Genomic DNA, 18342 nt, shown 5'->3' with positions numbered 1-18342 from the left:
TCCTTACTGGGCGCCCAGGCGCTTCAGCACCTGTTCGACGTGAGCGATCGGCACGTCCGGCAGGATGCCGTGGCCGAGGTTGAAGATCCATGGACCTTCGCCCCAGGCCTCGACAAGCGCATCCACCCTGCGGTCCAGAGCCGCACCGCCTGCGCGGAGCAGGAGGGGATCGAGGGCGCCCTGGATCGGCTTGATCGCCTGAACTTCCCGGCCGCGTTCCAGCGAACAGGCGGTATCGAGCGCAACGCCCTGGACCTCGACCTCGCGCGCATAGCGTTCGGCATGAAGGGCGGACCCGCGCGGGAAGCCGATCAGGGGGACAGTAACGCCGAGCTCCCGCACCCGGGCGACCAGCTTCTGGTGCGGCCGCATGACCAGTCGTTCGAACAGATCGTCGGGCAGGCCCTCGGCCCAGCTCTCGAAGATCTTGAGGGCGTCAGCACCGGCGTCGGCCTGCATCTTCAGATACCGGGCCGTCGCCTCCACCAGCACATCCAGGACCGCATCGACCCTGTCCGGATCGGAGTAGGCGTAGGACCGCGCCTGCGCCCGCTCCCCCTTGCCCATCGTATTGTGGTGACCGTCGAGCATATAGGTGGCGACGGTCCAGGGCGCGCCGGCAAATCCGATCAGGGCCCGCTCAGGCTCCAGCTCGGCTCGCACCCGGCTCAGGGTCTCCCCGACCTGATGCAGGTGCTCGCCCGCGCCATCGGCCAGTTCCGCCATACGGCCCGGCGACGGCATGAGACCCAGTTTCGGACCCTCGCCGGTCTCGAACCAGACGTCCTGGCCCAGGGCCTGCGGGATCAGCAGGATGTCGGCGAAGACGATGGCGGCGTCGAAACCGAACCGGCGCATCGGCTGCAAGGTCGCCTCGGCCGCCATCTCCGGGTTCAGGCAGAAGGCGATGAAGTCCGGCGCCTGGGCGCGCAAGGCCCGATACTCGGGCAGGTAACGACCGGCCTGCCGCATGAACCAGACGGGGGGCCGGTCCAGGATTTCACCCTGGAGGACACGGATTAACGAAGGCGTGGTGCTCATGACCCCGGCTCTACGGCGATGAGCGCATCCCCTCAAGCCCGTGTCCTTCCTCTTATCCTGATCAGAATTCTTGAAAGGTTTGAGGAAGCAGGCAGGGGGCGGGACGACGGGGATGAATTTGCGCCGGTCCCCATGCCGAACGCCCTTGTCCCGAGCCCCCGGCCGCATTCGCGACAGGCGGATGACAGCCTGTGGAAACCGGGCAAAACCCTTAACAAACCCTTAACGGCCGGGAACCCGGGCGGATCACCGTTCCCGTTCCGGATTGTGGGCTGTTTACCTTTCGTTAAGCATTTCCCCAGCCGAAATACGGCGGATGGAAAGGCTAGGGATGATCCGCAGGCGGACGAGCCGACCCGTCCACCAACGTCCCCGCTCGCCGGGCGACGAGGGCCGCGCTATAGGAATCGGCGCCCCGCCCGGCCCGTCGGCGCCCCGCCCGATCCACAGGAAAACTCGCCATTCGCATCTTCAAGACCCCGATTTTCCCCCGCCGGGGTCCGGCGTGAGCCCGGCGCGGCCCGCCGGGGCCTCACGGCTGGCGACTTATTTCCACGTCCATCTGGTCTCGGACTCGACCGGCGAGACGCTCAACGCCATGGCCAAGGCGGTGACGGCCCGCTTCGACGGGGTCATTCCCATCGAGCACATCTACGCCCTCGTGCGATCCGGGAAGCAGATGGAACGGGTCCTGACCGAGGTGGCGGCAGCGCCGGGCGTGGTTCTGCACACGATCGTCGATCGCGAGCTCAGGGCCCAGCTGGAAGAAGGCTGCCGCGCGCTCGATATGCCGCACATCGGGGCGCTGGATCCGCTGGTCGGAGCCCTGTCGCGCTATCTGGGCGCGGCCCTGTCGACGCGAGTCGGCGCCCAGCACGCGCTTGATCACGACTATTTCAACCGCATCGGCGCTCTGGACTACGCCATGGCCCATGACGACGGTCAGGGCACGGCCGAACAGCTGGAAGGCGCCGACGTGGTTCTCGTAGGGGTCAGCCGGACGTCCAAGACTCCCACCTGCATCTATCTGGCGCACCGGGGCGTCCGGGCGGCCAATGTGCCTCTGGTGCCCGGACAGGAGGACGGGGAGCGGCTGGTCGGGCTGAAGAACCCCCTGATCGTCGGTCTGACCGTGTCTCCTGACCGGCTGGTGCAGATCCGCCGGAACCGGCTGGACGGGCTGAACGCGACCCACGCCTCGTCCTATGTGGAACCGGACGCCGTGCGTGAAGAAACGATCAAGGCCCGACGGGCCTTCGAGCGCCGGGGCTGGCCGACCATCGACGTCACCCGGCGGTCGATCGAGGAGACGGCGGCCGCCATCCTCAACCTGCTGACCGAACGCCGCACCCGGCGGCTGGGAACCTCCTGGTGAACGACACACGACTGATCCTCGCCTCCCGTAGCGCAGCCCGTCGCGCCATGCTGACCAACGCCGGCGTGCCGTTCGTCGCCGAGGATGCCGGTGTGGACGAGGCCGCGATCAAGACCTCGCTAGCGGGTATCGATCCGGCCGAACTGGCGCTGGAGTTGGCCCGGGCCAAGGCGCTCGCCGTCTCGCGTCAGGATCCGGAGGCCTGGGTGCTCGGCTCGGACCAGACGCTGGATTTCGAAGGGGGCATGATCTCCAAGGCACCGAATCTGGCATCGGCGCGCGACCGCCTGCAGGGTCTGCGCGGCCGAACCCATCATCTGAACTCCGCAGCCGCCCTGGCCAGCAACGGCGCTGTGGTCTGGTCGGGCGTCGACACGGCGCGGATGAGCATGCGGCGGTTCTCCGACGACTTTCTCGACGCCTATCTGGAGGCCGAGGGCGAGGGCATTCTCGGTTCGGTCGGCTGCTACCGGCTGGAGGGGATGGGCTCGCAGCTCTTCGACCGGGTCGAGGGCGACTACTTCACCGTCCTGGGCATGCCCCTGTGGCCGGTGCTGGACGAACTGCGCCGGGCCGGAGTCATCCGCACATGAGCCGGACCCGGATCACAGGCGCGGTGAAGGTCGGCGGCATCGTCGGTAATCCCGTCGCCCATTCCCTGAGCCCGGTCATCCACAACGCCTGGATCGAGGCCGCCGGGCTGGATGCCGCCTATGTCGCCTTCGCGCCGAAGGATCCTGCTGCCTTCGATACCCTGGTCGCAGCCGGTCGAGTGGGTCTGCTGAGCGGCGTCAATGTCACTGCCCCGTTCAAGGAACAGGCCTTCGCCCTGGCGGATACGGCATCGGAGACGGCGCGCGACAGCGGATCGGCCAATATCCTCGTTTTTCGGGACGGCCAGGTGTTCGCCGACAGCACCGACGGCCTCGGCCTCTTGCGCGCCCTGAAGCAGCAGGCGCCGAACCTGTCCCTCGCAGGTTCGCGGGTGGTGATGCTCGGCGCCGGCGGGGCGGCGCGGGCCGCCGCAGCGACCCTGGCGGGAGCCGGAGCCCAGGTGCGGATCGTCAACCGGACCCGCGACCGGGCGGAGGCCCTGGCCGCCGATCTCGGAGGCTTGGTCTCGGTCGGCGAGGGTCCGTCGGCCTTTGAAGGCGCGGCCCTGATCGTCAATGCGCTTAGCGTCCGGCCCGAGGTCGATCTCGCGGCCCTGGATCCGTCCATCACGGTGATGGACATGACCTACAAGCCCGTGGTCACGCCCTTCCTGCAGGCCGCCCGCGCCGCGGGACTGGTGACCGTCGATGGTCTGGCCATGCTGATCGGACAGGCCGGGCCGTCGTTCGAGGCCATTTTCGGAACCCCGCCGCCGGACCTGGACCCGAGGCCTATCCTTTTGGCCCATCTGGGAGAGCCCTCTACCGGAGAGCCCCTGTGATCCTGCTGGGCCTGACCGGCTCGATCGGCATGGGCAAGTCCACAACCTCCGCCATGTTTGCGGATCATGGGGCCCTGATCTGGAACGCCGACGACGCGGTCCATGCCCTCTACGCCACGGGCGGGGCGGCCGTCGGGCCGATCGCCGCGGCCTTTCCCGGCGTGGTCGTGGACGGGGCGGTAGACCGCACTCGCCTGGCCGAGGCGCTCGGCCGCGACGACACGGCCTTCCGCCGGCTTGAGGCCATCGTCCATCCGCTGGTCGCGGCCGGACGCCTCGCCGACCTCGACGCGGCGCGGGCGGCCGGGGTCAGGCTGGCGGTGCTCGACATCCCCCTGCTGTTCGAGACCGGCGGCGACCGCGCGGTGGACGCCGTCGTGGTGGTCACCGCGGACGCGGAAACCCAGCGTCGCCGCGTTCTGGCCCGTCCCGGCATGACCGAAGCCCGGTTCGAAGCCATTCTCGCCCGCCAGTTGCCCGACGCGGAGAAACGCCGCCGCGCGGATTTCGTGATCGACACCGGCCGGGGCCTGGACGCCGCCCGGGCGCGCGTCGCTGAAATCGTGGGGATCGTTCAGTCTCCGGACTGGAAACGGCCCGTCCGAAGGCTTTCAGACCCTGCCGAAACACCCCATTAAATCGCCATGTCCCGCGAAATCGTCCTCGACACCGAAACCACGGGCTTCGACCCGCGCACCGGCGACCGCCTGATCGAGGTCGGCTGTATCGAGATCATGGACCTGCTGCCGACGGGCCGGACCTTTCACCGTTTCGTCAATCCGGAGCGGCTGATCCCGCCGGACGCGACCCGGGTCCACGGCATCACCGACGACAAGGTTCGGGACGCGCCGAAATTCGCCGAGATCGTCGTCGACCTGATGGACTTCATCGGCGACGCCCCGGTGATCGCGCACAACGCCCAGTTCGACCGAAACTTCATCGACCATGAATGCGGCCGCTGCGGCCAGGCCCTGCTGCACGAGAACCGCTGGATCGACACCCTGCAACTGGCCCAGAAACGCTGGCCGGGCATGCCCAATTCGCTGGACGCCCTGTGCAAACGCTACAAGGTCAGCCTGGCCGATCGCTCGTTTCACGGCGCCCTGATCGACGCCCGTCTGCTGGCCGAGGTCTATCTGGAGCTCAGGGGCGGCAAGGAGCGGGTGCTCGACCTGTCCAGCCGTCGCGAGAGCCAGGCCGCCGCCGCCCACGCCGCCGCCGGCGGCTATCAGCCCCGTCCGCGACCGCTGACCCCGCGCATCCATCCAGAGGAGGCGGAGGCGCATCGCGCCTTCCTGCTGGCGACGCTGAAGGACCGGTCGCTCTGGGCCGGTTACGGGCTCGAAGTCATCGAGCCCGCTCCCGAGCCTTAGGCGACGCCGCCCTGCTGGGCCTGTTGCTGCTGACGCGCCGCATAGATGCCGGCGAAGTCGATCGGATCCAGCATGAAGGGCGGGTAGAAGCCGCCGTCCGCCGAAGCGCGCGCGACGATCTCGCGGGCATAGGGGAAGAGGTAGCGCGGGCACTCGATCAGCAGCATCGGCTCGATGTCCGCCTCGGGAATGCCGGTCAGCTGGAACAGGCCGCCGTACAGGAGCTCCACCTGGAACACCCGCATGGTTTCCGTCGCGGCCTTGATCGACAGTTTGATGTCGACCTCGAACAGGCCGTCGGGACGGCCCTGGGCGTTCAGCTCGACGCCCATATCGATCTGGGGCTTGCCGTCCATGCGCAGGCTGTCCGGCGCCCTGGGGTTCTCGAACGACAGGTCGCGAACGAACTGGGCCAGGATGCGGAAGCCCGGAACCGGGGGCTGTTCGGTCGGGGCCGAGCCGTTGGCGTCGGCGGGCGAAACGTCGGTCATGGAAGCGAAGCCGTTCAAAATGGCGGAAAAGCGAGGCGCCGCGACTAGCATCCGCCCGAACGTCCCGCAACTTGGCTCTTGAACAGACCGTCGTCCCCCGAGTTTCGGGGGGAGCGGCGGCATGTCACAACTCGCCCGGGATGCGTCGCGCCTTGCGCACGCCCATATCAGACCGTAATCGTCCCGTCCGACGCGCCCGGCCCTTTCGGCCGGGATCAGGACGCCATCCAGGGATACCCCGTGCCGGTACAGTTCCAGCTCGTCATCTTCGCCGTGATCGCCGCGGTCGTCCTGTTCCAGCTCTATAATGTGCTGGGCAAGAAAGTCGGTCGCCAGCCCCAGGACGACGCCAAGGCGCCGGTCCTGCCCGCCGCCCAGGGCGGGGAGCCTCCGGCGCGCGTGCCGGCGCTCGACGCCGCGACCCTGGCCGCCGCCGCCTCGCTGCGCGCCCGTGACCCCGCCTTCGATCCCGCCAAATTCATCGAAGGGGCCCGCCAGGCCTATGAAACCATCGTGCGCGGCTACGCCTCGGGCGACCGCGCCGCGCTGAAGCCCCTGCTGACGCCCGCCGTGCTGGACTCGTTCGAGACCGGCATCGCCGCGCGCGAAATCCGGGGCGAGACGGAACAGGTCGAGTTCCTGCACCCGCCGCGCGCCGATCTGGAACTGGCCTCCGCCGAGGGCGACCGCGCCGTGGCCAAGGTCCGCTTCCTCGCCGAAATCCGCTCGAAGATCCTCCTGCCCGAGACCGAGGCGACCCCGGGCGCGCCGGCCGAACCCCGGATCGAGGAACGCCGCACGGCTGAGCACTGGACCTTCGAACGCTCGCTGGGCGCCGCCGACCCCAACTGGGTTCTCGCCCGCGTCGAACCCGCCAACGCCTAGGGGCGGCCGCCCCTTGGGATTCGGCATGAGGCTGGTCCTCGCAGGGACCGTCCTGCTTCTGGCGGGGTGCGCGTCCTCGACGATCGAAACGCCTGCGCCGCCTGCCGTTCCCGCCGTTCCCGCGCCGCCGCCCGCCCAGGTCTCGACCCTGCCGGGCCCTGAATCCCTGCCGGGCTGGGCCGACGAAGATCACCTCGCCGCCTTCCAGGCCTATGCCGACACCTGTCGCGTCGCGCGCGATGCGATGTCTGCGCGCCAGTGCGAACGGGCCATCGACATTCGGCGGACGTCACGGCCGGTCACCCCGTCCATGGCGCGGGCCTTCTTCGAGACCGGTTTCGCGGTGGTTGAAGCCCAACCCGCCGAAGGCCGTTCGCCCCTGCTGACCGCCTATTTCGCCCCGGAATACGAGGCGCGTCGCAGCCCCGACCGGGAGTTCGACACCCCTGTGCTCGGCCGTCCCGACGGCTGGTCGCGCGGTCAGGTGCTGGAGGAACGTTCGGCGATCGAGGCCGGCCCGCCGCTCACGCCGCCCCTGGCCTGGATGCGCGCCGAGGATCTGTTCTTCCTTCAGATCCAGGGCTCCGGCTATCTGACCTTCGAGGATGGATCCGAGGTCCGCGCCGCCTATGCCGCCGACAACGGTCGGCCTTTCGTCGGCATCGCCCGGCCGATGGCCGAGCGCGGCCTCCTGCCGACGAACGGAACCTCGGGCGAGGCGATCCGGGCCTGGCTGGCGGCGCACCGGGGACCCGAGGCCCGGGCGGTCACGGCCCTGAACCCCCGCTATATCTTTTTCTCTCTGGACCCTGACGACGGCGGCGATCCCGCCGGAGCGGCCGGTGTGCCCCTGCCTGCCCGCCGCGCCATCGCGGTCGACCCGGCCAGCTGGACCTATGGCGATCTGGTCTGGATCTCGGCCGGCGCCGGCAATCTGACGGGCGCGCGTCACGGCTACACCGGCCTGGTCATGGCGCTGGACACCGGTTCGGCTATTCGCGGCCCCGTCCGCGCCGACCTCTATATGGGCCGGGGCGACGCCGCGGGGCTTGAGGCCGGGGCGGTCCGGCATCCGTTGCGCATGTGGCGGCTGATCCCGCGTCCCTGACCCAGCGCAATTCTCGCGTCGATTAGGGTTTCCGGCGGAAAGCGCCTAGATGGGCGGCGGATTCGCCGCCTGGCCATCCCTTTCATGACATCCCCGACCGTTCGCACGCCGCAGCCCCTCACGGAGCGCGTGCTCGAACGCCTCGTCTATCGCAGCGACGCGGTCAGCACGGCCGAAGGTCCGATGGACCTGTCCGAGGTCGTGTCGACCTCGGTGCGCAACAACGGTCGCCGCCGGATCACCGGCGCCCTGGCCCATCAGTCGGGAACCTTCGTCCAGGTGCTCGAGGGCGAGCCCGAGGCCCTGACCGCCTTGATGATCGACATCGAGGCTGACGAACGGCATCGCAATGTGCGCGTTCTGGCCCGCTGGCCGGTTCAGGCCCAGCTCTTCCTCGGCTGGGCCATGGTCCTGGTCGACACGCGCAAACTGTCGCCCCACCTGTCCAAACTGCTGTCCCAGACGGGGTCCGGCGCCCAGGTCACGACCGTGATCGCCGAACTGGCCAACGCCCGCCTGGGCTCGATGGTCTAGCTAGCGGCGCAACCCGCCGAGGATGCCGCGCAAAAGTTCCCGCGTCAGGGTCGAGCCCGCCGTGCGCAACACCGACTTGGTCAGGGCCTCCATCGGCGTCTGGCGGTTGGACTTGCGCGGCGCCCTGGGCGCGGCAGGGGCCTTGGGAGCCGCCGGAGCCCGACCCTGGGGCGCGGGTTTGGCGGCTGGCGCCGTCGCCGCCTCCGTTTGTGCGTGGCGGGCGGCGAGGATTTCCTCGGCGGATTCCCGGTCCAGGACGGTGTCATAGACGCCCTTCACCGGGCTGGCCGCCATGACCGCGGCGCGTTCGGCATCGGTCGCCGGGCCCAGACGGCTGTCCGGCGGCCGGATCAGGGTGCGGGCGACCACGCGGGGGGCCCCCTTTTCATCGAGCGTCGAGACCAGGGCCTCGCCCGTGCCCAGGGCCTGGATGGCCTCGGCCGTTTCGAAGGCCGGATTGACGCGGAAACTGTCCGACGCCGCCTTCAGGCCGCGCTGGTCGGACGGGGTATAGGCGCGCAAGGCGTGCTGGATCCGGTTGCCGAGCTGGGCGAGGACGCTGTCCGGAATGTCGGCCGGGTTCTGGGTGATGAAATAGACCCCGACCCCCTTGGACCGGATCAGGCGCACGACCTGTTCGACCTTCTCCAGCAGGGGCTTGGGGGCGTCCTTGAACAGCAGGTGGGCCTCGTCAAAGAAGAAGACGAGGCGGGGCTTCTCCGGATCGCCGATCTCGGGCAGCTGCTCAAACAGCTCCGACATCAGCCACAGCAGGAAGGCGCCATACAGGCGCGGGCTGTTCATCAGCCGGGTCGAGTCCAGCACATTGACCTGTCCGCGTCCGTCCAGCGACGTCCGCATCATGTCGGTCAGCTTCAGCGCCGGCTCGCCGAAGAAGGCGTCGCCGCCGTCCTGTTCCAGCTGCAGCAGGGCGCGCTGGATCGAGGCGATCGAGGCCGGTGCCACATTACCGACCTCGCGGCCGATGCGGGCGGCGTTCTCGGCGACATAGACCAGCATGGACCTGAGGTCGTCGAGGTCGAGCAGCAGCAGGCCTTCCTTGTCGGCGACGTGGAAGGCGACGGTCAGGACGCCCTCCTGCACCTCATTCAGGTCCAGCATCCGGGCCATCAGCAACGGCCCGATCTCGGACACGGTCGCCCGGACCGGATGGCCCTTCTGCCCGTACAGATCCCAGAAGACCGTCGGCGCGGCCTTCGGGATCAGGGTCAGGTTCATCCCGGCGGCGCGGGCAAGAAGCTTCTCGTTCGGCGTTCCGACCTGGCTGATGCCGGAGAGGTCTCCCTTCACGTCGGCGCAGAAGACGGGCACGCCCATCTCGGAAAAGCCCTGGGCCATGATCTGGAGGGTGACGGTCTTGCCGGTGCCGGTTGCGCCCGCAATCACCCCGTGCCGGTTGGCCCGGTTCCACAGCAGGATCTCGCGCTGGGGCGTTTCCCCATCGGTGGACTGGCCCAGGAACAGGCCGGGGTTGGCGGCGGCGTCGGTCATGCAAATCTCCTTGGCCGATGCTTAGCCGTGGCCGGCGCGCAGGCCAATCGGCGATTGACCAGAGGGGCGACGCCCCCGACAACTCGGGACATGAAAGTACCGATCGCCATCCCGACATCGACCGTGGCCCGAAACGCCCTGGTGACCCTGGCCGTCGTGGCGACCGGGGCCGCCCTCTACTGGCTGCGGGACATCCTGACGCCCCTGGCGATGGCCATCTTCCTGCTGATCATGATCGACGGGGTGAAGCGCTTCATCGAGGACCGCACCCGCCTGCCCCGCCACTGGGCAGGGACGGCGGCCCTGGCGGTGGTGGTCCTGGCCTTCCTGGCCGCCATCGCCTTCATCGTGAACGGAGCGGCCGGCTTCTTCACGGACGCCTCGGGGGTCTCGAGCGGCATCGGGCCGAGGATCGACGCCATCATCGCCGACGGCGCGGGCCTGTTCGGCATGACCACGCCCCCGACGGCCCAGGAACTGTTCGCCGGCCTGGATATCCGCGGCACCCTGACCACCCTCGCCTTCCAGGTCCAGGGCGTGGTGTCGGGCGCCTTCTTCGTCATGGTCTATCTGGCCTTTCTGCTGGCGGCCCAGACAGGCTTCCGACGCAAGCTGGTCAGCCTGTTCCCCAATCGCGAGAGCCGCCAGGAGGCCTCGGAGGTGTTCCAGCGCGTGCGCGGCGGGGTCGAGGGCTATCTCTGGGTCCAGACCGTCACCGGCGGCATCATCTGCGTCGCCGCCTGGATCCTGATGCGGCTGGTCGGCCTCCAGAATGCCGAGTTCTGGACCTTCGTCATCTTCGTCGTCGGCTTCATCCCGGTGCTGGGCGGAGCCATCGCGGGCCTGGCGCCGCCCCTGTTCGCCCTCGTCCAGTTTCCGACCTACTGGCCGGCCCTGATCCTTCTGGTCGGACTGCAGCTGATCCTGTTCGTCGTCGGCAACGCAATCCAGCCGCGCATGCAGGGCGACAACCAGAACATCGACCCGGTCGCGGTGCTTCTGGCCCTGGCCCTGTGGGGCAAGCTGTGGGGGGTGGTCGGCATGTTCCTGTCGACGCCGCTGGCCGTCATGGCGATGGCGATCCTGGCCGAGTTCAAAGGATCGATGTGGATCGCCATCCTGCTGTCGGGCGACGGCCGGCCCTATGCCGAGGAGGACGAGGACGCCCGCGCCCACAAACCGCCCGCCCGGCGTCCGGTCCGCGTCAAACCGCCGCGCCCCGGAGCCGCAGAACCCTGAAACCCGACCCCTTGCGGGCCGGTTCCGTCGCTCCCATCTGCCATCCAGACGTCGCGGCCCCCTCCCCTCCCCCAGGCCGCGACGGCATCGACCGGCGCCCGTTCCCCCTCCAGCGCCGGTCCAAGAGAGGCCGTCGGACGCCCGTCCGGCGGCCTTTTCTTTGTTTCGCACCTGCGAAAGGGCGTTTTCACCCGTGCATGAGTGAACATCGATAAGATTCGGACCGGGAGAGCGTTCGACGGGGTTTGTCGTTTCCGGCCTTCCCCGGCCGCGCGGACCGGCCTATCCAGCCATCAGGGGCGGGACGCGTCCTCGTGGTGATGCCGCAGTAACAGTCGATCGATAGCGTCCGGTCCAGACCCTGGCGGCCAAGCCGCGCCTTTCGAGACCCTGCCCATGTCCGGCGACCTCCGCACCTCCTCCCAGCCCTCCAGCCCGGAGGCGCTGCAACGGGCCTTCGCCGGGGCCCTGGGAGGCGGAACCGTTCTGGACGGGCTGTCTCAGTCCTTCATCGTCCAGGCCTGCGAGGACTATGCCGAGGACGAGACGCCGGAACTGGCGCTCGGCGATCTCGGGGCGGTGCTGGCCGAGGCCTGGCGATGGGCAGAGCGGCGCAGTCCCGGCGAGACCCGTGTGGCGGTCGAGCCCCTGTCGGCTGCGGGGCGGCTCACTCCCTATGACGTCCTGCGCATCGTCCAGGACGACCGCCCCTTCCTGGTCGACAGCGTCATGGGCGAGCTGGCCGACACCGGCGTTTCGGTCCGGGCCCTGTTCCACCCGGTGCTCGATCTGGCGCGCCAGCCCGACGGCACGCGCAAGGCCGATGCCGGCGGCGCGCGTGAATCTTTGATCGTCCTCGTCATCGACCCCCTGCCGCCCGAGCGGCGCGAGGCCCTGAAGGCCGGCGTGGAACTGACCCTGGCCGACGTCCATACGGCCGTCGCCGACTATCCGGCCATGAACGCCTTGATGGCGCGTTCGATCGCCCATCTGGAAGCCTGCCCCGGCGGCATCGATCCGGAAGTCGTGGCTGAGAACCTGGCCTTCCTGCGCTCGCTCAACGACGATGCCTTCGTCTTCCTGGGCGCCCGCGACTACGACTATCCGCGCACCACCGACGGCGGCTACGCGGCCGAGGCGCCGCTGGACCAGTCGGGCGCCGGGGTCGGGGTCCTCCGCGATCCGGCGCGGACCGTCCTGCGTCGCACGTCGGAGCCCGCCGTCCTGACGGCCCAGATGAAGCGACAGATCGACCTGTCGGACCCGGTCACCGTGGCCAAGGCCAATCTGCGCAGCCGTGTCCACCGCCGCGCCTACATGGACTATGTCGGGGTCAAACGGTACGGCGACGACGACCGTCCCTCGGGCGAGACCCGTTTCGTCGGCCTGTTCACCGCCGAGGCCTATGACCGGCCGCCGTCCCAGGTGCCCCTGATCCGGCGCAAGGTCGCCAATGTTCTGGAACGCGCCGGCAAGGCCCCCGGCAGCCACAACGAGAAGCGGCTGAAGAACATCCTGGAGAACTATCCCCGGGACGAGCTCTTCCAGATCACCGAGGACGAGCTGCTGACCACGGCCCTGGGCATCCTGCACCTGTTCGACCGGCCCAGGATCAAGACCTTCACCCGCAAGGACCCGTTCGACCGGTTCGTCTCGGTCCTGGCCTTCGTGCCGCGCGAGCGGTTCGACGCCGGGGTGCGTGAGCGGATCGGCCGGATTCTGGCCCGCGCCTGGGGCGGACGCCTCTCGGCCTGGTATCCGCAGCTGTCTGACGCGCCCCTCGTGCGTATCCACTACATCATCGGCGTGACCCCGGGCGATCACCCGACGCCCGACGCCCGCGCCCTGGATGCCGAGATCATCGAGACGGGCCGCAGCTGGGTCGACCGGTTCGAAGGGGCCCTGCGCGCCGCCGACGTCGATGACAGCGAGATCGGCGCCCTCAGCGCCCGCTGGGCCGAGGCCTTCGGCCCGGGCTATCGCGACCGCTACGACGCGGCCGAGGCTGTGACCGACCTGCAGGAAATCGACCGTCTGAACGAGACGGGCGACCTGAGCGCCGGCGAACCCGTCGCGGTGCGCGCCTTCCGCACCCCCAGCGACACCCCCCTGCAGTTTCGCTTCAAACTCTACCGCCGGGGCGCGGCCGTGCCCCTGTCCGACGTCCTGCCGATCCTGGCCGACATGGGGCTCAAGACGCTCGAGGAGTTCGGACACGCCATCAAGCCGGCGGCTCAAACCGGCACGGCGCCTGACATCCACGTTCACGAGTTTCTGCTGGAGGATCCGCGCGGCGCCGCCCTCGACTTCGCCGACGTCAAGGGCCCGTTCGAGGCGGGCTTCTCGGCGGTCTGGTCCGGCCAGACCGAGAGCGACGGATTCAACCGTCTGATTCTGGAACTGGGCGTCGGCTGGCGTGAGGCGGCCCTGATCCGCACCCTGGCCCGCTATCGCCAGCAGACAGGGCTCGATCCGTCCCAGGCGGTTCAGGAAGAGGCTCTGCGCGACTATCCCGCCATCGCCCGCGCCCTGCTGTCCTTCTTCGCCTGCAAGTTCGATCCGGCCCATGGCGGGTCGGCGGATGACCGCGCGGCCGAGGTCGCCGGGCTGAATGACAGGATCACCGCCCTCCTGATGGAGGTGAAGTCGCTCGACCACGACCGGGCGCTGCGTCGGATGGCGGCCCTGATCGGGGCGATCAAGCGCACCAACTACTACCAGACAGCGGCCGATGGCGGCTTCAAGCCGCACATCTCGATCAAGATCGCCTCGCGCGAGCTCGAGGACCTGCCCCTGCCCAAGCCCTATCGCGAGATCTTCGTCTGGGCGCCGCACATCGAGGGTGTCCACCTGCGTTTCGGTCCCGTGGCCCGCGGCGGTCTGCGCTGGTCCGATCGTCGCGACGACTTCCGCACCGAGGTCCTCGGACTGGTCAAGGCCCAGCAGGTCAAGAATGCCGTCATCGTACCGGTCGGGTCCAAGGGCGGCTTCTTCCCGAAATATCTGTCGGGCATCGTCCGCGCCGGCGGCGACCGCGACGCCCAGCAGGCCGAGGCCGTCCGGGCCTACAGGACCTTCCTGTCCGGCCTCCTGGACATCACCGACAATATCGCCGCCGACGGCCATGTGATTCGTCCGGCCGATGTCGTGCCGTTCGAGGGCGACGACCCCTATCTGGTCGTGGCCGCCGACAAGGGGACGGCGACCTTCTCCGACATCGCCAACGGGGTTTCGGCCGACTACGGCTTCTGGCTCGACGACGCCTTCGCCTCGGGCGGATCGGTCGGCTACGATCACAAGGCCATGGGCATCACGGCCCGGGGCGCCTGGGAGGCGGTCAAGCGCCACTTCCGCGAGATCGGCAAGGACATCCAGACCGAGCCCTTCACCGTGGTCGGGGTCGGCGACATGTCCGGCGACGTCTTCGGCAACGGCCTGCTGCTGTCGAAGGCCTCGAAACTGGTCGCCGCCTTCGACCACCGCGACATCTTCATCGACCCGACCCCCGATCCCGCGTCCTCGTGGGAAGAGCGGAACCGGCTGTTCGCCCTGCCGCGCTCGTCCTGGCAGGACTATGACAAGGCGAAGATCTCGACCGGCGGTGGCGTCTTCTCGCGCTCGGCCAAGTCGATCGAGCTGACGCCCGAGATCCGCGCCGCACTCGACATCACCGACGAGGCCCTGGATCCGGTCAGCCTGATCCGCGCCATCCTGAAGGCGCCGGCTGAACTGCTCTATCTCGGCGGCATCGGCACCTATGTGAAGTCGGCGCTCGAGACCGACGCCCAGGTCGGCGACAAGGGCACCGATGCGCTCCGGATCAACGCCGACGAACTGCGGGTCAAGGTGGTGGGGGAGGGGGCCAACCTCGGCCTGACCCAGGCGGGCCGGATCGCCTTCGCCGCCGGCGGCGGACGGATCAACACCGACGCCATCGACAACTCGGCCGGGGTCGACACCTCCGACCATGAGGTCAACATCAAGATCCTGATCGGCGCCGCGGTGGCCCAGGGCGCCCTGCCCCTGGCCGATCGCGTGCCGCTGCTGGCCTCGATGACGGAAGAGGTCGGCCTGAAGGTTCTGACCCACAACTATGACCAGACCCTGGCCCTGACCCTGCAGCAGGCCGAGGGAAGCGACGCCCTCGACAGCCAGCAGCGGTTCATGCAGGCGCTGACGGCGCGGGGCAAACTGGACCGCAAGGTCGAGGGTCTGCCCGGCGACGTCCGTATCGCCGAGATGAAGACGGCGGGCCTGGCCCTGACCCGGCCCGAACTGGCCGTGCTGATGGCCTATTCCAAGCTGGAGCTGGCCGACGAGATCGTGGCCTCCCGGGCGCCCGAAGATCCCTTCTTCGAGGAGACCCTGGTCCGTTACTTCCCCGGCCCACTGGCCCGGTTCGAAAAGCAGATGCAGGGCCACCGGCTGCGGCGCGAGATCGTCGCCACGGTCCTGTGCAACGAGATCGTCAACATGACGGGTCCGACCTTCCCCGACCGGCTGCGGGCGGCGGCGGGTTGCGACACGACGGCCCTGGTCATCGCCTTCGAGGCGGCCCGTCGCGTCTTCCGCCTCGACGAGGCCTGGGACGCGGTCAATGCCCTGGATCTCAAGGTCCCCGCCGAGACCCAGACCGCCCTCTATCAGGAGATCTCCACCGTCCTGCGGCGCCAGACCTTCTGGCTGGCGCGCCGTGCGGGCAGGGCAGGGGCGACGGTTCAGGGGCTGATCGAGGCCTATCGTCCGGCCGCCGATGCCCTGCGGGCCGCGGGCGGCGATGTCCTGTCCCGCTTCGAGCAGGCCCGTCTGGCCGACCGGTTGAAGACCTTCGCCGACATGGGTGTGGGCGAAGACCTCGCCTGGACGGTGTCGATGCTGCGCCCTCTGGTCGCCACGGCAGACATCGGCGATCTGGCGACGGAGGCCGGCTGGTCCGAACCCCGGATGGCGCGCCTGTATCACCAGGTCGGGGCCGCCTTCGACTTCGACCGTCTTCGGGTCGCCGCCGGGGCCGTACCGTCGGGCGATCATTTCGACCGTCTGGCCGTGCGCCGGCTGATCGAGGACCTGATGACCGAACAGCTCGCCCTGACCCGCGCGGTGGCCAGGGCTTCCGACCCGGCCGTGGGCGATACCGAGGCGACGGCGGAAGCGGCCGTCGACGCCTGGATCGGGCCGCGCCAGGCCGTGGTTGAAGGCGTTCGCGCCGCGGTGGACGAGATCGAGGCCTCGGGTACGGGCTGGACCTTCGCTAAACTGACCATCGCCAACGGCCAGATCCGCCAGGTGGCGGGATCGGTTTGATGCCCCGGAAGTTCCTCGTCGTCGTCGATGACAGCCCTGAGTTCGAGGCGGCGCTGCGCTACGCCTCGCGCCGGGCGCGGTCGACGGGCGGGCGCGTCGCCCTGCTGCGCATCATCCCGGGCGGATCGGACGAGCACTGGGCGGGCGTGCGTGAGGAAATCCAGCGTCAGCAGCGGGCCGAGGCCGAGCTGCTGCTCAATCGCCTGGGCGAGGAGGCCCGGGAGCGCTCGGGCGCCCAGCCGATCTTCCTGATCGAGGAGGGCGAACCCCAGGCCGCGATCCGCAAGGTCTGCGGCGAGGATCCGGAGATCAAAATCCTCGTCCTGGCGGCCGGAACGGGCAGCCGGGGCCCGGGACCCCTGGTGTCGGCCGTGCTGAAACAGGGCGCCGCCTTCGGAGGCCGCAAGCTGCCGGTGACGATCGTCCCCGGCGAACTGACCGACGCCGAGATCGAGGACCTGGCGTAGATTTTCCTTCTCCCGCAAGGAGAGAAGGGAATCTGGCCCATACCCATCAACAGATCCCCCGAATCCGCCAGGGATTTCAACGTCCGGCTCTGACGAGAGCCCTTTTGTCCATCACGCCCTGAAACGCCCCCATACTGGTCCCTTTCGCGCGGGGACGGCGTCATGGGCGAACGCTTCGGACGGATCGGACGCTTCGAACGGTGTTTTGACGGCCGGACCGATGGGACTCTATGGACGATCTGGACTCCAATTCCGGAGTCCCGTCCGCCTGCCGCCGCCCTTGCGAACCGCTCAATCGAGGCGCATTTCCCCGTCATGTTCATCCAGACCGAACCGACGCCGAACCCGAACGCACTGAAGTTCCTGCCCGGACGCGATGTGGCGCCGGCCGGATCGCGCGAGTTCCTGACCATCGACCAGGCGACGGCTTCCCCCCTGGCTGAGGCCCTGTTCACGCTTGAGGACGTTTCCGGCGTCTTCTTCGGCGCCGACCATGTCTCGGTCACCAAGGCCGCGCACGGCCGCGACTGGTCGGAGATGAAGCCCGAGATCCTGTCGGTCATCATGGATCATTTCGTCTCGGGCGCGCCCCTTCTGCGCGACAGCGAGGCGAGCCCTGACGACGGCGTCGAGGATTCCGAGGTCGTGGCCGAGATCAAGGCCCTGCTGGACAGCCGCATCCGACCGGCGGTGGCCCAGGACGGCGGCGACATCCTGTTCGACGCCTTCGACGAAGAGACGGGTGTCCTGTCGCTGCGGATGCGGGGCGCCTGCGCCGGCTGCCCGTCCTCGGCCATGACCCTGAAGGCGGGGGTCGAACAGATGATGAAACACTACGTCCCCGAAGTGACGAGCGTCGAACAGGTCATCTAGGGGCGCTGTCCCCCGGCTCGCGGCCGGAGCGCGGTGAAACGTTTCCGTCTCGCCTGAAGCGGGCGTCTGAGGCACAATCCGGCATGGCCCGCTTCGCATCCGACCCGGACGCCGCCGCCCTCGGCGAGGGACTGGCGGCCCTGCGCCGCCAGATCGGCCTGAGCCAGGCCGAGGCCGGCGCCAGGATCGGCATGACCAGCCAGGGGTGGGGCCTCTACGAGAGCGGCAAACGCCCCGGTCTGTTTCGCCCCGACGTCCAGCGCCGCCTGACCGGCGCCCTCGACGCGACGCCGGAGGACCTCGCCCTGATCCTGGCCGGGGACGCTGCGCCGCCCACGATGTCCGCTGCCGGCGTTGAAAGCCCGCGCCGCGCCTTCAGCCCGCCCTCTGCAGCGCAGGCGGGTCGGATCGAGCGGATGCAACTGTCCAATGACGACCTCGCGCCCTGGGCCGCGTCCGGCGTGGTGCTGGAGTTCGACCCCGGCCGCTGGCCGCGCCGGGACCAGGGCTGCGTCATCGACCTGACGGACGGCACGCGGCTTGTCCGTCTGTATCAACGCGCCGACGGCGACCGCCTCTATGTGCACGGCGGGCCGGGCGGGCTGGAGGACGAGACCGCCCTCGATCGAAGGGCGATCGCCCGTGTTGCGGCCGTCCGGGCCAGGCTGGACGAATGAAACGAAAAGATTGCATTTCAGGCGACGA

General features: G+C 69.1%; 16 protein-coding genes. 13 read left to right on the top strand and 3 right to left on the bottom strand.

Annotated elements, in window-relative coordinates:
• Window positions 1–3: 3 nt before the first annotated feature.
• On the bottom strand, window positions 4–1041 hold the full coding sequence (gene hemE / locus Q0044_RS04765) for a uroporphyrinogen decarboxylase (RefSeq protein WP_298160289.1): 1038 nt from the start codon (window positions 1039–1041) through the stop codon (window positions 4–6).
• 505 nt (window positions 1042–1546) lie between these two features.
• On the opposite strand from hemE, the gene Q0044_RS04760 reads away from it, so the two are divergent.
• From Q0044_RS04760 to dnaQ, 5 genes are read left to right on the top strand one after another with little or no spacing between them, the layout of a single operon-like run.
• A complete protein-coding gene (locus tag Q0044_RS04760; RefSeq protein WP_298160287.1) occupies window positions 1547–2416 on the top strand; it encodes a pyruvate, water dikinase regulatory protein in 870 nt (289 codons plus the stop codon).
• Entirely contained in the window at window positions 2413–3009 is a 597-nt protein-coding gene (locus Q0044_RS04755) for a Maf family protein (RefSeq protein ID WP_298160285.1), read from the top strand. The genes Q0044_RS04760 and Q0044_RS04755 overlap by 4 nt, the downstream gene beginning before the upstream one ends.
• Entirely contained in the window at window positions 3006–3851 is an 846-nt protein-coding gene (locus Q0044_RS04750) for a shikimate dehydrogenase family protein (protein ID WP_298160282.1), read from the top strand. Before Q0044_RS04755 ends, Q0044_RS04750 begins: the two co-directional genes overlap by 4 nt.
• Complete coding sequence (gene coaE, locus Q0044_RS04745) at window positions 3848–4489, top strand: dephospho-CoA kinase (protein ID WP_298160279.1); 642 nt, start codon at window positions 3848–3850, stop codon at window positions 4487–4489. The genes Q0044_RS04750 and coaE overlap by 4 nt, the downstream gene beginning before the upstream one ends.
• 6 nt (window positions 4490–4495) lie before the next feature.
• Window positions 4496–5224 (top strand): DNA polymerase III subunit epsilon, encoded by a 729-nt coding sequence (gene dnaQ / locus Q0044_RS04740; protein ID WP_298160276.1) that lies wholly within the window; start codon window positions 4496–4498, stop codon window positions 5222–5224.
• On the opposite strand, the gene secB is transcribed toward dnaQ, so the two are convergent.
• Complete coding sequence (secB, locus tag Q0044_RS04735; RefSeq protein ID WP_298160273.1) at window positions 5221–5715, bottom strand: protein-export chaperone SecB; 495 nt, start codon at window positions 5713–5715, stop codon at window positions 5221–5223. The genes dnaQ and secB overlap by 4 nt on opposite strands.
• Before the next feature lie 240 nt (window positions 5716–5955).
• On the opposite strand from secB, the gene timA reads away from it, so the two are divergent.
• From timA to Q0044_RS04720, 3 genes are all read left to right on the top strand, one after another.
• Window positions 5956–6600 carry a TIM44-related membrane protein TimA gene (gene timA, locus Q0044_RS04730; protein WP_298160270.1) on the top strand — a complete coding sequence of 215 codons (645 nt, stop codon included), beginning with the start codon at window positions 5956–5958 and terminating at the stop codon, window positions 6598–6600.
• Between the two features lie 25 nt (window positions 6601–6625).
• Window positions 6626–7708, top strand: coding sequence for an MltA domain-containing protein (locus Q0044_RS04725; protein WP_298160268.1), 1083 nt, complete (start codon window positions 6626–6628; stop codon window positions 7706–7708).
• A gap of 84 nt (window positions 7709–7792) precedes the next feature.
• Window positions 7793–8242 carry a BLUF domain-containing protein gene (locus Q0044_RS04720; protein WP_298160265.1) on the top strand — a complete coding sequence of 150 codons (450 nt, stop codon included), beginning with the start codon at window positions 7793–7795 and terminating at the stop codon, window positions 8240–8242.
• Here the strand turns inward: Q0044_RS04720 and Q0044_RS04715 are convergent, their stop codons facing one another.
• Window positions 8243–9754 carry a helicase HerA-like domain-containing protein gene (locus tag Q0044_RS04715; protein ID WP_298160262.1) on the bottom strand — a complete coding sequence of 504 codons (1512 nt, stop codon included), beginning with the start codon at window positions 9752–9754 and terminating at the stop codon, window positions 8243–8245.
• A gap of 90 nt (window positions 9755–9844) precedes the next feature.
• On the opposite strand from Q0044_RS04715, the gene Q0044_RS04710 reads away from it, so the two are divergent.
• The 5 genes from Q0044_RS04710 (at window position 9845) to Q0044_RS04690 (ending at window position 18314) form a co-directional block, all read left to right on the top strand.
• Window positions 9845–10993: an AI-2E family transporter gene (locus Q0044_RS04710; RefSeq protein ID WP_298160259.1), complete on the top strand. Its 1149-nt coding sequence runs from the start codon at window positions 9845–9847 to the stop codon at window positions 10991–10993.
• A 396-nt stretch (window positions 10994–11389) separates the two neighbouring features.
• Window positions 11390–16297, top strand: coding sequence for an NAD-glutamate dehydrogenase (locus tag Q0044_RS04705; RefSeq protein ID WP_298160256.1), 4908 nt, complete (start codon window positions 11390–11392; stop codon window positions 16295–16297).
• On the top strand, window positions 16297–16764 hold the full coding sequence (locus tag Q0044_RS04700) for a universal stress protein (RefSeq protein WP_298160253.1): 468 nt from the start codon (window positions 16297–16299) through the stop codon (window positions 16762–16764). Before Q0044_RS04705 ends, Q0044_RS04700 begins: the two co-directional genes overlap by 1 nt.
• A gap of 315 nt (window positions 16765–17079) precedes the next feature.
• On the top strand, window positions 17080–17637 hold the full coding sequence (locus Q0044_RS04695) for a NifU family protein (RefSeq protein WP_298160251.1): 558 nt from the start codon (window positions 17080–17082) through the stop codon (window positions 17635–17637).
• Window positions 17638–17720: 83 nt separating this feature from the next.
• Entirely contained in the window at window positions 17721–18314 is a 594-nt protein-coding gene (locus tag Q0044_RS04690) for a helix-turn-helix domain-containing protein (protein WP_298160248.1), read from the top strand.
• Window positions 18315–18342 lie beyond the last annotated feature (28 nt).

Source organism: Brevundimonas sp. (assembly GCF_027484365.1).
Taxonomy (GTDB): domain Bacteria; phylum Pseudomonadota; class Alphaproteobacteria; order Caulobacterales; family Caulobacteraceae; genus Brevundimonas.
Note: the sequence above shows the minus strand (reverse complement) of the source record. Positions and strands in the feature narration are given on the sequence as shown.

Excerpts from the sequence above, each read along its gene's own strand:
- Q0044_RS04705 (WP_298160256.1), top strand. The coding sequence starts at position 11,390 with ATGTCCGGCGACCTCCGCACCTCCTCCCAGCCCTCCAGCCCGGAGGCG.
- Q0044_RS04710 (WP_298160259.1), top strand. The coding sequence starts at position 9,845 with ATGAAAGTACCGATCGCCATCCCGACATCGACCGTGGCCCGAAACGCC.
- Q0044_RS04725 (WP_298160268.1), top strand. The coding sequence starts at position 6,626 with ATGAGGCTGGTCCTCGCAGGGACCGTCCTGCTTCTGGCGGGGTGCGCG.
- Q0044_RS04695 (WP_298160251.1), top strand. The coding sequence starts at position 17,080 with ATGTTCATCCAGACCGAACCGACGCCGAACCCGAACGCACTGAAGTTC.
- Q0044_RS04750 (WP_298160282.1), top strand. The coding sequence starts at position 3,006 with ATGAGCCGGACCCGGATCACAGGCGCGGTGAAGGTCGGCGGCATCGTC.
- Q0044_RS04720 (WP_298160265.1), top strand. The coding sequence starts at position 7,793 with ATGACATCCCCGACCGTTCGCACGCCGCAGCCCCTCACGGAGCGCGTG.
- Q0044_RS04715 (WP_298160262.1), bottom strand. The coding sequence starts at position 9,754 with ATGACCGACGCCGCCGCCAACCCCGGCCTGTTCCTGGGCCAGTCCACC.
- secB (WP_298160273.1), bottom strand. The coding sequence starts at position 5,715 with ATGACCGACGTTTCGCCCGCCGACGCCAACGGCTCGGCCCCGACCGAA.
- hemE (WP_298160289.1), bottom strand. The coding sequence starts at position 1,041 with ATGAGCACCACGCCTTCGTTAATCCGTGTCCTCCAGGGTGAAATCCTG.
- Q0044_RS04690 (WP_298160248.1), top strand. The coding sequence starts at position 17,721 with ATGGCCCGCTTCGCATCCGACCCGGACGCCGCCGCCCTCGGCGAGGGA.
- dnaQ (WP_298160276.1), top strand. The coding sequence starts at position 4,496 with ATGTCCCGCGAAATCGTCCTCGACACCGAAACCACGGGCTTCGACCCG.
- Q0044_RS04700 (WP_298160253.1), top strand. The coding sequence starts at position 16,297 with ATGCCCCGGAAGTTCCTCGTCGTCGTCGATGACAGCCCTGAGTTCGAG.